At 40.0% G+C, this 13,898-nt stretch carries 10 protein-coding genes; 1 reads left to right on the top strand and 9 read right to left on the bottom strand.

The features are described 5' to 3' along the window. Positions 1-546: 546 nt before the first annotated feature. From ESV24_RS07645 to ESV24_RS15580, 7 genes are all read right to left on the bottom strand, one after another. The gene (locus tag ESV24_RS07645) at positions 547-1,803 is read right to left on the bottom strand and encodes a sulfate adenylyltransferase subunit 1 (protein WP_111815789.1); all 1,257 of its coding nucleotides are present in this window, start codon (positions 1,801-1,803) and stop codon (positions 547-549) included. A 163-nt stretch (positions 1,804-1,966) separates the two neighbouring features. Then, on the bottom strand, positions 1,967-2,260 hold the full coding sequence (locus tag ESV24_RS07640) for a four helix bundle protein (protein ID WP_111815788.1): 294 nt from the start codon (positions 2,258-2,260) through the stop codon (positions 1,967-1,969). Positions 2,261-2,369: 109 nt separating this feature from the next. Then, positions 2,370-3,275: a sulfate adenylyltransferase subunit CysD gene (gene cysD / locus ESV24_RS07635; protein WP_111815787.1), complete on the bottom strand. Its 906-nt coding sequence runs from the start codon at positions 3,273-3,275 to the stop codon at positions 2,370-2,372. A gap of 139 nt (positions 3,276-3,414) precedes the next feature. Further along, positions 3,415-4,035 (bottom strand): adenylyl-sulfate kinase, encoded by a 621-nt coding sequence (cysC, locus tag ESV24_RS07630; RefSeq protein WP_111815786.1) that lies wholly within the window; start codon positions 4,033-4,035, stop codon positions 3,415-3,417. A 6-nt stretch (positions 4,036-4,041) separates the two neighbouring features. Further along, complete coding sequence (locus ESV24_RS07625) at positions 4,042-4,464, bottom strand: DUF2061 domain-containing protein (RefSeq protein ID WP_111815785.1); 423 nt, start codon at positions 4,462-4,464, stop codon at positions 4,042-4,044. A 1-nt stretch (position 4,465) separates the two neighbouring features. Further along, the gene (cysQ, locus tag ESV24_RS07620) at positions 4,466-5,254 is read right to left on the bottom strand and encodes a 3'(2'),5'-bisphosphate nucleotidase CysQ (RefSeq protein ID WP_111815784.1); all 789 of its coding nucleotides are present in this window, start codon (positions 5,252-5,254) and stop codon (positions 4,466-4,468) included. Between the two features lie 54 nt (positions 5,255-5,308). Next, positions 5,309-5,440: a hypothetical protein gene (locus ESV24_RS15580; protein ID WP_262510033.1), complete on the bottom strand. Its 132-nt coding sequence runs from the start codon at positions 5,438-5,440 to the stop codon at positions 5,309-5,311. Positions 5,441-5,795: 355 nt separating this feature from the next. Here ESV24_RS15580 and ESV24_RS07615 point away from each other — a divergent pair, with 355 nt between their 5' ends. Then, positions 5,796-6,287, top strand: coding sequence for a Dps family protein (locus tag ESV24_RS07615; protein WP_111815823.1), 492 nt, complete (start codon positions 5,796-5,798; stop codon positions 6,285-6,287). A gap of 180 nt (positions 6,288-6,467) precedes the next feature. Here the strand turns inward: ESV24_RS07615 and ESV24_RS07610 are convergent, their stop codons facing one another. Both ESV24_RS07610 and ESV24_RS07605 read right to left on the bottom strand, forming a co-directional pair. Next, a complete protein-coding gene (locus ESV24_RS07610) occupies positions 6,468-10,181 on the bottom strand; it encodes a metallophosphoesterase (protein ID WP_111815783.1) in 3,714 nt (1,237 codons plus the stop codon). A gap of 6 nt (positions 10,182-10,187) precedes the next feature. Next, positions 10,188-13,865 carry a bifunctional metallophosphoesterase/BamA family protein gene (locus tag ESV24_RS07605; RefSeq protein WP_111815782.1) on the bottom strand — a complete coding sequence of 1,226 codons (3,678 nt, stop codon included), beginning with the start codon at positions 13,863-13,865 and terminating at the stop codon, positions 10,188-10,190. Positions 13,866-13,898 lie beyond the last annotated feature (33 nt).

Here is a 13,898-nt window from a genome sequence, read left to right as displayed (position 1 = left end):
TGAATTTGTTTCCCGATAGCTATCGGGATTTCGAGTGCGCTCAGAACAGGGAGGCTCGTAATTATTAATGAATTATGCATTTCCTAATGCCTAATGCTTACAGCTTATAGCCTAAAGCCATTGTCGTGAATTTGTTTCCCGATAGCTATCGGGATTTCGAGTGCGCTCAGAACAGGGAGGCTCGTAATTATTAATGAATTATGATATTTCCCAATGCCTAATGCTTACAGCTTATAGCCTAAAGCCATTGTCGTTAATTTGTTTCCCGATAGCTATCGGGATAGTAGATTCGTGGTTTCAGATGATATAGGTGATTAATCATTCAAAATCAAACCGATAACCGACAACTGACAACCAGCAACCATCAACCATCAACCATCAACCATCAACCATCAACCATCAACCATCAACCATCAACCATCAACCATCAACCATCAACCAACAACCATCAACCAGCAACCATCAACCATCAACCATCAACCATCAACCATCAACCAGCAACCAGCAACCATCAACCAACAGCCATCAACCATCAACCACCAACAATCAAACAATCATCCCCGCCGCAACAGTTTCATTGGTATTATCGTCTATTAAGATGATGCTTCCGGTGGTGCGGTTGGTTCCGTATGGATCAATCATTAATGGTTTTGTGGTTCTTATGGTTACTCTTCCTATTTCGTTCATAATAAAGGTATCCTCTTCCGTGATTCGATTGTAGGTATTGATATCAATCTTGTACAAAACGCTCTTTATCATTGCTTTTTGGGAATTCTCTGTGTGGTAAACGGTGTATTTAGTCCTTGGCTGTGACGGTTTATTGCTCATCCAGCATAGCATAACATCAAACTCCTGCGAGGTTTCGGGCCTGTTATTGGTTCTAACTATCATATCTCCCCTACTTATATCAATATCATCTTGCAAAGTGATAGCTATAGACATTGGCACAAAAGCCTCCTCAACCTCTCCTTCGAAAGTGTCGATACTTTTTATTTTGGAAGTAAAGCCCGAAGGTAGCGCAACAACTTCATCTCCCTTTCTGAAAACTCCACTGGCTACCCTACCCGCATAACCTCGGTAATCTATAAAACCTTCCCTTTGCGGACGAAGCACTGTTTGCACCGGAAAGCGTGCATCAATTTTATTGAGGTCATTACTGATATGGAGTGTTTCTAAAGTATATAACAAGGTGGCGCCTTTATACCAATCCATATTAGTTGATCTGTTTACCACATTGTCGCCATATAAAGCGCTGATAGGGATATATGTAATGTCCTGAATTACAAGTTTGGAAGATAGTTCCTCATAATGTGCTACAATATCATTATAAACAGACTCGCCATAATCCACCAGATCCATTTTATTGATACAAACAATAAGATGCGGTATCTGTAAAAGGGAGGCAATAAAAGAGTGTCTTTTGGTTTGTTCAATCACTCCGTGCCTGGCATCCACAAGGATTATTGCCGCATTTGCGGTGGAGGCGCCAGTGATCATATTTCGTGTATATTGAATATGGCCAGGGGTATCGGCTATAATAAATTTCCTTTTGGGCGTGGTGAAATATCTATATGCAACATCTATAGTAATACCCTGTTCCCGCTCTTCCTTTAAACCGTCAGTAAACATGGCCAAATCAATATTGTCGTGCCCTTTTTTCTTGCTGGTATTTTCAACAGCCTCCAATTGGTCCTCAAATATCGATTTTGAATCGTACAGCAGTCTCCCTATCAAAGTGCTTTTGCCGTCATCCACACTTCCTGCGGTGGTGAATCTTAGTAGTTGGTTTTTATCGATTTCCATGTTTATTGCTTTAGGCCTTAGGCTATAAGCTTTAGGCTATATTGTGAAGTTACTAATACTTTTATATAGTGAAATCTAAAACATAAAGCTTATAGCTTAGAGCTTCTTACTTCAATTTTCTGCTTAAGTTATATAACTTCTTCTTAATTTCATTAATCAAATCTCAAAGCTCTTTTTGTTTTTGAACGTTAATAAAGGAGAGGTCTTTTGCTAATATGAAAAAATATTCCAGTTCATGTGCAGAACCTAATGCAATATGAAGAAATCTGTTAAAATCTTTATCAGAATCTCTGCCACAACCTTCTGCAATATTCGATGGAATGGAATACGCAGCTCTTTGCATCTGACTTGTTAATTGAAATTTCTCGGAACTAGGAAATTCAGAAGTGATTTTATAAACTTCCAAAGCAAGTTGGTGGCTCAAAGCCCAAACATCATATTTCCTAAAATCTCTCATATTTAAAAAGCTGTAGGCTTTAGGCTTTAGGCCGTAGACTGAAATTTAAAAATTACTTATTTTTTTTAAATTGCCTATAGCTTATAGCCTAAGGCATATAGCCTTAAAACTAAAAATACCCCTGCCTCTTCCTATCCTCCATAGCCGTTTCAGACCGCTTATCGTCTGAACGATTTCCTCTTTCCGTCATTCGCATTGCGGCAACTTCTTCTACAATTTTTTCCAAATTATCTGCATCACTTTCTATTCCGCCGGTAATGGTGATATCGCCCAAGGTTCTAAAACGGATCTTTTTTGTGACTACTGCTTCGTCTTCCTCCAATTTCAAAAATTCTGAGTTTGGTATCCAAGAGTTGCTTCGCCATACCACTTCTCTTTGGTGTGCCAAATAAAGGGATGGGATTGCAATATCTTCCCGTTTTATATAATTCCACACATCCATTTCAGTCCAATTGCTTATGGGGAATGCACGGAAATGCTCACCTTCAAAATGCTTTCCGTTTAAAAGATTCCAAAGTTCCGGACGTTGGTTTTTGGGGTCCCACTGCCCGAAATCGTCGCGGTGAGAAAAGAAGCGTTCCTTGGCGCGGGCCTTTTCCTCATCGCGTCTTCCACCGCCGATGGCGCAGTCTATTTTATTGCTTTCAATAGCATCCAGTAAGGTTGTTATTTGTAGTGTATTACGGGTAGCATTCTTTCCCTTTTCCTCTGCCACCCTTCCGGCATTAATAGACTCCTGCACTGAACCTACAATAAGCTGTGCGCCAAGCTCTGCAATAAGCCGATCACGAAACTCAATGGTCTCTGGGAAATTGTGGCCTGTATCAACGTGCATCAACGCAAAAGGAATTTTTGCGGGATAAAATGCTTTTTTGGCCAAATGGGTTACCAAAATAGAATCCTTCCCCCCAGAAAATAATATCACCGGATTCTGAAACTGAGCCCAAACTTCCCGAAGGATGTAGATGGCTTCGCTCTCCAATTCATCTAGATAATTTAAGTAGTATTTGATCATTGTTTGATTGGTTTTATGCGGTTGTAGGCTTTAGGCTGTAGGCTTTAGGCTGTAGGCTTTAGGCTGTAGGCTGTAGGCTTTAGGCTTTAGGCTGTAGGCTGTAGGCTGTAGGTGAACTTCCTTCTTTATTCTTTCCTCTTTATTCTTTACTCTTGATTCTTGATTCTTGATTCTCGATTCTCTCACCTATTTCCGTCAAAATTACCGAAACCGCCTCTTCAACAGAAACAACAGTAGTATCAACCTCAACATCTGGCGCCATAGGTGCTTCGTAAGGTGCGTTTACACCTGTGAAATTTTCTATTTCTCCGGCGCGGGCTTTGGCATACAGTCCTTTTACATCGCGGCGTTCGCATTCTCCAATGGGGGTGTTCACGAAAATCTCAACGAAATTTTTGTAGCCTACAATTCGCTTTACATTTTCCCGGTCCTCCCGGTAAGGTGAAACGAAGGAGGCAATTACCAACAAACCTGCATCGATCATTAGGTTTGAAACTTCAGCAATTCTTCTAATGTTTTCACTTCTATCTTCTGGTGAAAATGATAGATTGTTGTTCAATCCCTTCCGCACATTATCGCCGTCCAAAAGATAAGTATGTATATTTTTTGAACTAAGTTCCTTTTCCAAAGCATTGGCAATAGTAGATTTTCCAGAGCCCGAAAGCCCCGTAAACCAAATGAGGAGAGCGTCGTGATTTTTTAAGGCACTTCGCTCCTTTTGGGTAATGCTGAAATTATGCGGAATTACATTCTCTTCCATAAAATTTTATTTTCTGTTTGGCAACCCGTAATTGGTGCGATACCAAACGCGTTCGTGAAGATAATATAAAAACATTTTTGTTAAAAGCTCTGACAGGCCAATCTTAAGTCCCGTCATTGGATTTCCGGTTATCAACCAAGAAAGCAGCATCGTATCCAATGTCCCAACTCCCCGCCAGGTAAAGCTTTTCAGGATATGGCGCTTTCTGCTTTCGTGGATTATGCCTTTTTCTGAAAGATTGATACCAAACCAAATCCGCTCGTGGAAATAGTATAAAACCATTTTTGTAACCACTTCCGCGAAACCTATTTTAAGTCCGGTAATGGGATTGCCCGTAATGAGCCACGACAGCAAAATTGTATCAATAGTACCAACAATACGCCAAGTAATGGTTTTGGCAATATGCCTTTTTCGCGATTGGTCTTTCATATTAAACCTGTACCAAAAAATGGTTGTTCAATAAATTTGGTTTATTATACCGCATAGGCATTTTAGTAGTTTGGTCTATTACAGAAACCCCAACGGCCTTACAAATGGCGTGGCCCGCTGCGGTATCCCACTCCATAGTTGGCGCATAACGCGGATATATATGCGCCAAACCTTCGGCAACCAAGCAGAATTTTAAGGAACTACCTTTGGAAACTATTTCTACTTCGCGCTGCTTTTCAATTTCTGAAATAAAATCTTTGGTTTCCTCATTTAAATGGGAACGGCTACCAACAATTTGTACTTTGGAAGTAATTGCAGACGGTTTGATAGGTTCAGCTTTCTCAAATATTTCTTGCAGTGAGATTTCTTCGGAAGGAACAATTATTTTCTTTGAAGTTTTTCCATCTTCGGAAGTAAAATAAAGCTCCTTTGAAACTGGAACGTAGATTACTCCAAGAATAGGATTACCGTCTTCCACCAATGCAATATTAACGGTGAATTCGCCATTTCGCTTTATAAATTCCTTTGTTCCATCCAGCGGATCCACTATCCAGCAACGGCTCCAATCCTTTCTTTCCGAAAAATCCAATTGCTTATTTTCTTCACTTATAATAGGGATTCCGGTAGCTTTTAAATAACCCATTATTACAGCATTCGCATTCTCATCGGCCTGGGTTAAAGGGGAATCATCGCCTTTTATTTCTACGCTAAAATCTGTACCGTAAATTTTAAGGATTTCTTTTCCAGCATCCAAAGCAGCCTGAATGGCCACGGAAAGGTTGTTTTTCATAATCCGGTTTTGTTTGGGGAGAAAAGTTACAACTTTTGAGTAAGGGAGCGGTTGTTAAAAAATCATTTCTGTGAATTTTGGTTGATGGTTGATGGTTGATGGTTGATGGTTGATGGTTGATGGTTGTTGGTTGTTGGTTGGTGGTTGATGGTTGATGGTTGATGGTTGTTGGTTGTTGGTTGTCAATTTGACCTTGACTGATTAATCATTCGCATAATCCAGAATTCCCGATCCCGATAGCTATCGGGACACGAATTATCCAATCAAAGAACATCTAAAAATCCAACAATCCAACAATCCAACAATCCAACCATCAAAATAGATACTCCATAGATAAGCCATAGATAAGCCATAGATAAGTCATTAGAATGTAAGAAAACATCGCTTTTTTCCTACAATATTTTTTATGCCGAAATATCCGCAGTTTTTTGACAGACGAATCGTTTCATTTGAAGTTAAAAAAAGGCTAAACCATCCTAAAAAATTGATGGACCAAGAGGTGTTGATTATCTTTGGGAGAAACCTTAAAAACAGAAGACAAATGGGCTATTTAAACCTCGATAAAAAGAAAACCGCAACTACCGCAAAAGAACTGAATATACTCTTGGCAGATTATCACCTTTACTATCAAAAACTTAGGAACTTCCATTGGAATGTTGTTGGTCACAACTTTTTTGACCTGCATATTAAGTTTGAGGAAATGTACGACGATGCAAAATTGAAAGTGGATGAGGTTGCCGAAAGAATATTAACGCTTCGCTATCAACCCACAAGTAACTTTACCGATTATCTTAAGATGAGCAACATCAAGGAATCACCATCAGACACAAAAGATTTGGAGATGGTTAAAATCTTGCTGGACGATCACGGCAAATTGTTAAAGCAAATGCGCACCGTAGTAGAAAAAGCAGATGCCGCAAGCGATGAAGGCACTATTGATATGATAGGCGGCTTTATTGGCCATATAGAAAAAATAAGTTGGATGCTGGACGCTTGGTCCATGAAATCAGGCGACAACCATCCGGGAGCGTAAGTTTTAGGCTTTAGGCTTTAGGCTTTAGGCTTTAGGCTTTAGGCTTTAGGCTTTAGGCTTTAGGCTTTAGAAAATAAAAAAACTGGTAAGGAACTAAGGTTTCTTACCAGTTTTTTGAATTATATTCTTTTTACTCCAGTCTATCCAATTACTAATTACTCACTACTAATTACTAATTCCCTAAAAGTCAAAGCCTAAACCAAAGGACAGCCGAGAGCCTTCTTCGGAATTGAATAAGCTTAGATTGGCATTCAATCCGCCAGAGCCGTTTATCCAAAAGCCGCCACCTCTCGAGTTGTGCCATTTTTCGGAATCGCTGTTGGGAAGCCAGACCCTGCCCAGATCTGCACCGCCATATATTCCAATCTGGAACGGAAGTAAGCCTATATTAAATTTTGGGAAACTATAGCGAAGATCAGCACTTCCCACCAAAAACGACTTTCCAGTAAAGCGATGTTCCCTATACCCCCTCAAACCATTATCGCCGCCCAAATTTGCAGCCTGATAGAATTGATACCTATCGCCAATGTTTAATTGGTATCTAAGATTGGTCTTTAAAACCAAGGTTCTATTTCTTACCAAGGTATTATAAAAGCCAAGTCGGGTTTTTAAGAAGCCGAATACGTCATCCACGTCTTCCAGATTGTCGGTAACGCCCGCGTTTAAATCAAACATCATTCCCACGGTAGGGTTTAGCGGATCGTCAAAGCTGCGATAGTTATATATTCCCTCCAAGGTACCAAAGTAATTGGTTTCCCCTTTGTTTTGAACGTTTACCCTGTTGATAAAATTGGTTATTGAATTGTTTACTTCAAAAGCGTCAAAGGTAGTTTGCAGTTGAAAAAAGCTACCGAAATTACTATTGCGGAGCAAACCAACATTCCCCGAAATATGCTGCACCTCTACCCTATTGTATTCGTAACCTTTCTCGTCCTGCCAGTTTTTGGTTTCGTTTCCGAAGCCGAAGAAATTCATTGTATAATTAGGGCTAGTATATCTTGCGCCAAAACTGAGGTTTAGGTCGTCTTTAATATTCGCGAATTCTCCAGAATAGGAAATTTCAAAACTATTGATATCCGTAAAATACGCCGCATTAACTACGTGTTTCTGAGAGAATGGGTTACGTTGAAAATTGTCTACCCTATAGGCGTACTGCAGCGCAGCGCGAAAACCATCGTCCGGATTGTAACCAATTGCAGACACCAAACCTTGCGAACGGTCTATCTGTTTTCTGTAATCATACGTATTTAGATTGTAGATATCAGTTAAACGAACACTTCCACCCTTTTTTTCTTGAATGGTATTGGGCATACTATCATAATCGTAAACTTTTACCCTTCTGCCTTCTTCCAATTCAAAAGTATCTTCGTCCTGCCCACCTATGATGCGCAGGAATATTAAATTTTCCTCTTCCCCTTTCACAATAAACCTATCCTTCCCAGCGAGGCCGTATAGCCAAATCTCTTTGGTGTCTTTCCTGGAAAAAGTTCGATTGATTAAGGTATCAGATTTTATTCCGTTTATAGTGGTGAAACTTCGCACGTTTGTCCTTCCATCAGGCAGTCTGCTTATTTCGAATAAATCGTCATAATCAGTTCCCAATATGGTTTGTAAAGTAGAAAGGTGCGTGTAATATCTATCTGCAATCTCGACCAAGTTTTTCTTTCGGCCTCTCAGTTTTTCTTTTATTTCTTCTAAGGATTCATCCTGTACTTCAGAAGGAATCTTGCTAAAAGCATTTTCAATTACGGCATCGGTTATACTATCCTGTATTACTTTTGCCAAGTATTTCCACTGCCCACGACCGGAGTTTTCCAGCAGTGCCCTGTCTAAAATCACACCTTCTTTATTAAACCATTCCAAATCGGTCAAATTATCACCATATACGTGCGATTCCAAACTACCATTGAACAGTGATCGCGTATAGTCAAGAATATTTCCTTCAAAACTGGAGAAGGCATTGTCCCGATTGGTGGGTATGGGCACATATACATTTTTCTTGTATCGGTTATAATATTCTGCCCATTTCCAGTGGTTTGGCTCGCGATCCCAATCGCCTATAAGCATATCAAAAAGTCGGGATTTTATATAATTTTCTTCATCAACTTGTACGTTTCCAGTTTTCCTGAGTTTTATTAAAATATCGTCCGTGGCTTGCACGTCATCGGGATATTTAAATATTCCTTCGCCTTCGCTCTTTTCCGAAGGATCTATAGAAATTAGGTACAGATCGTCCCCGAAATTATCGTTGTAATTGCCCAATCTTTTTTGCTTTGGAATGTAGAATAATTGGGGGGTGGTATAAAATATATTTATCGCCCTAGCCATATCGGGGATAGCCATAATAGCATAGGGATGGGAGGCGGTGTAAAAATTCACACTCTGTCCCTTCATCGTAGGAACATCCTCTTTTTCTTCATCTGAAGGCTGGTTTTTATTATCCTCAAAAACCAATTTTTTTGAAACTTGAAGTGCGTTCTTACCCATGGCCCGCATACGGTAGCGGTTTCCATTTTTATCTGTCAGCAAAAGTGAATTATAGTCTGTCCCCTTATCTTCTTGAATAACCCTCAGACCTCCATATAGCGTATCAAAAGAGGCCACTTTTGCAGTAACCGGCTTAGAGTAAGCATCTTTATACTTGCCCCCCCAAACTGTCTTAAAAAAAAGGGCTTCGTTGATGCTATCCTGTTTAAAGATAGGAACTGAATACTCTTGTGGAAAAATTTCGGGATATTCCGTAAAATCTAGATTCTTTGGAGCTGGGATTACTTCCTTTTCAAAGAGAAGCTTTGGTTGAAAGTTTTCGCCTTCTACAAAATAACGCACCCAAGACGAGCCATCTTCAAAAACATCCAAAACTGCAAATCCTTGCATACCGGTGCTAAACAGTCCATCTTGACCAATGGCAGCATAAGATTGCTTGGCACCAGCCCCTGAGACAATCTGCCTGAGACCATCCTTTTCAATATATTGCAAGTTATGGTCGTGCCCCGACGCGAACACCAATCGTTCGTTATTTTTCACAAGCTCTTGCAGCCTATTCATCAAATTATTGTAAAGTTCATTATATCTATCCTGAACAGAAACCCCGCCTTGGGAACGCACTTGCACTACAAGTGATGAAAGTAAAGGCATCGGTATTTTTTTCTGAAAGGGATACAAATGTTTTTCCAATGCGAAATAGCCACCGTGGTTTCCATTGGTAAACATCGGGTGGTGCATGGCAACAACAACCATTTTATTTTGGTTGTTTTGAAGTTCCAGTTCTAATTCAAGAAAGAATTTTTCACGGGTCTTTATATCGCACTTTTCGTTGATGGTTGGGTTCTTGTTCCAGTCTTCCAAAAACCATTGTGTATCAATCATAATCAATTGAATACCCTCAGAAACTTCTACGCTTTCCAAAGGACACCCATTGCTGGGCCGAAAAGCGTCCTGCCCCGGAAACAAGCCTTCCACATAATTTTCTTCGCGTAAAACTCCTAGTACACCATTGTTGTACCATTCGTGGTTTCCGGGAATAAAAATGGTCTGCCCTTCATACTCTTTTACAGCTTTGTATTGGGCGTCAATGGCATTTTCAGATTCCTTGCGACGTGGATGGCCTTGAGGATACATCCCTGATGGATAAATATTGTCACCTAGATAAATTGTATAATTTCCCTTTACCTTTTCGGTTTTAAGATAATTGTTGAAAGTTGCCAACGCACCATTCATCCCGCCCATAGGAGACAGGCCTGCATCACCAACCAAATAAAAAGTTTTTTCTATTTTCTTATTTGAAGGATATACAGGCTTCGCCTTTGCATCCTTAAACTGCGGTGCGTACGTGGCGCAAGAGGAAATAAGGAAAATTGCAAAAATTAAAAAATAGAGCTTTTTAAAAATCATAAATAATTACATTGAAAAGGCCAGCCCAAAGGTAAAGCGCAATCCTTCATCTCCAGTGAAAAGATTAAACGTACCGCTCAATAAATCTGAAGTATTCACCCAAAGTCCGCCTCCGTATGAACTGTGCAAAACATCGGAAGTGTCATTCGGAACCCAAACCCTACCTACATCATAACCTCCAAAAACACCAATCTGAATTGGTATCAATGCCGTTTTGAATTTATTGAAACTATAGCGAAGATCTGCTCCCGCAACTGCGGCGCTTCTTCCCGTAAATCTTTCATTGCGATATGCGCGCAACCCCGTATCACTGCCCAATTGCGCACCTTGATAAAATTCAAAATTGTTACCGATGTTGAATTGTCCACGAACGTCGGTCTTCAAAACTAATTTTCTATTGTTCGTTAAAGCGTTGTAAAAAATAACTCGTGGTTTTACATAACCAAAAATTCTTTCGGAGTCTTCCACATTCTGTGTTCCCCCGGCAACGAGACTAAAATCCATCCCCCGCGTTGGGTTTACTTTGTTATCGAAACTTTCATATTGGTACATTCCTTCCGCGGTTACAAAATACTTAGTTTCGTCAAGCGCTATCGGACTTGGGTTTAGTGCGGTAATAAATCTATCTGAGGTTTCTTCAACCTCAATGCCTTCGAAAATGGCTTTAAACTGAAACATACTTCCAAAAGGCGAATCCTTCTTAACGCCTATAGAGCCGCCGTAGCCGCCAATGCGAACACGGTTGTAATCTTTTTCAAAGTCAAACTCATAATCGGGATTAATAGTTTCGTTCCCGAAGCCGAAGTAGTTTTCGGAAAAGTTCGGGTTTTTGAAATAACCGCCTATTAAAAAGTTCCAATCTCCAAAAATGTTTGCAAATTCACCTTCGTAATTCACGTCAAAACTGTTGGTGGCAAAATAATATCCCAACGCTACTCTATGTTGCTGCGAAAAGGGATTTCTTTGAAAACCATTCACCGTAAAAACATCAGATAGCCCAATTTTAAAACCATCATCGGGATTATATCCTAGCGCAGGCAGAAAAAGATTTACGCTTTGTATCTGCTTTTTATAATCGTAGGTATTGAATTTGTAATTGTTAGTGAATCTAAAAGTGGCGCCGCCTTTTTCCGCTACTGTGTTCTTTTTACTTTTTTGATCATACACTTTCACTTTTCTGCCATTGGCAATATTGTAGGTATCATTGTTCTGGCCTCCAATTATCCTTATAAAAATTGGTCGGTTGCCAGTCCCTTTCACTTCAAAAATATCGTCATCATCAAGACCATAAACCCAAATTTCCTTGGTCTCATTGGCATCAAAAGTACGATCAACCATCAAATCGTCCTTCTTTCCGTCTTTTATACGGTAGGTTTTAATGTTGGTCATCCCGTCGGGCAAACGGGTTATTTCGAAATAATCGTCTTTATCGGTTCCGGTAATTGTCTGTAGCCTTGCGAAATAATTGTAATAATCTTCCGCGATCTTCACAATATTGTCGCGTCTTCCTTTCAGGTTTTGTTTCATTTCTGAAGCAGTTTCATTCTGAACTTCTTTCGGCAAGTCGCTAAAAGCGTTATCTATTACTTGATCCGTAATACTATTCTGAATGATTGTTGCTTCCTCCAGCCAAGCGTCCTTTCCGTAATTTTGAATCAATGCATGATCCAGTTTTATTCCGGCAGCGTTGAACCATTTTGTATGTTTTAGTTCCTCGTCATATACCTGAAACTGTCTTGCAGTGCTAAATATAGCACGTGCCAAACCAGATAGTCCGCCATCAAATTTAGAATATACTTGATCGCGATCTCGTGGAATTGGGTCAAAAGTTACGCTTCCGTCCTCGTTGTCGTGTTGTGTAAAGCGCCATTGGTCATTATGTCTGTCCCAATCGCCCACCAACATATCAAAAACTCGCGCGCGGATATATGCTTTTTCATTTAACTTATATTTCTCATCCTCGCGCAACTTCGCCAGCAGATCGTCCGTACTTTCCATATCATCGGGATAATTAAAAATTGGTCCGGTAAAAGTTTCATCGGGTCTTTCCACGATCATATAAAGCTCGTCTCCATATTTATCATTGAAATTGCCCAGCGCCTTTTGTTTCGGTACATAATAAAGTTTTGGCTTGGTGTGCAGAATATCCGCAGCCGCAGCCATCTTGGGGATTGTAAAGGCACCGTAGGGATGCGCCGCGGTGTAGAAGTCAAGAATTAAATCTTCAGGTATGGTGTTTAGAAAGTCGTTTTCTATCTCTTTGTCTTTTATAATTACCGTTTGTAGAAATTGCACGGCACTTTTCTTTAATGCGCGCATATTATAGGTGCGGCCATCCTTATCTTCCAAACGCAGCGAGCGGGTTTGGTGACCACCGCCTGCGCGAACAACTTGCAGGCCGCCATAAAGTGTATCTAGGTTAACGGTTTTTGCGCTAACCTCTGTTCCGTAAATATCTCTGTAATGATCGCCCCAAATTGCTTTGTAAAAACCTGATTTATCCACCTGCTCGTCACTATAAACTTGTGAATTTACAGTTTTGGGAAAATCATCTGCAAGCTTTGATACATCGTAGTTTTCCTTGGCCTGATGTATTCTCTTCTGAAATATCATCTGGGAAACGCCATTATCTTCAGCTTTAAAAAATTGAACTTGTGAAGCACCATCTTTCGAAACATCCAGTTTGGCAAAACCTTGGTGACCATAAACAAATTGTCCAAATTGACCTAAAGAAGCCGCCGTAGCGCCAGAACCTGAGCCTGAAACTATTTGCTTTACAGAACCTTCTTCGCTATACTGTAGAGATTGGTCTTGACCCGAAACAAAAACAAGACGATCTATATCTTTTGTAAGTACTTTTAACCTACCCATCAAATCATCGTACCGCTCATTATAACGATCTTGCTTAGATATTGCCCCCTGAATTTTCACCTGTTTTATAAAAGTGCTGAAAAAATCTTTGTGGATGGCTGGATATTTACCACCGTGTTCGCCGTAGGTAATAAGTGGGTGATACATAGCGAAAACGATAGTTTTATTGGCATTTTTCTTTAGTTCGCCCTCTATTTCGACAAAAAGTCTTTCTCGGCTTTTTATGTCGCATTTATCATTCATTTTTGGGTTCTTGTCCCAATCCTCAATAAACCATTGGGTATCTAAGGCGAGCAAATGTACATTGTCATTGATGTCTATACTCTCTAAGGGACAACCGTTATTTGGCTGAAGCACATCTGCATCATTAAAACGAGATTTAAGAAAATCTTCCTCCAGCTCCAGGCCGTCAACGCCACCTTTCCAATCGCGGTTTCCGGGAAGCACAACTACTTTTCCTTTAAAATCCTGAAGGGCATCAATCTGTAATTGCATACTGTTTTCACCCTGTTTCTTTTCTGCATCATTTTTTGGTGGCATGCCTGAAGGATAAAAACTATTGCCCAAGAAAAGTACGAAGCTATCTTTGGAATTATTCTCGGCGATATATTTTTTTAGGGATTGAAGTGATTTTGAAGCCTCACTACCAGAATTTCCAACGTTGCCAATAAGATAAAACGTCTTGTCTATTTTATCATCAGCTAGGTTCTGGGAGGTACTGTTATTTGAGTCTTTGAATTGAGGATTATAAGTTGCACAAGCTGTAAGAAATGCGCTGGCAACAAAAGTTATAATGATGTTAATTTTATTCATATATATTTATGTGGATTGATTTTTTACTACTTT

This window comes from Aequorivita lipolytica, from assembly GCF_007997135.1.
Taxonomy (GTDB): Bacteria; Bacteroidota; Bacteroidia; order Flavobacteriales; family Flavobacteriaceae; genus Aequorivita; species Aequorivita lipolytica.
This window is presented reverse-complemented; position numbering and strand designations above follow the sequence as displayed.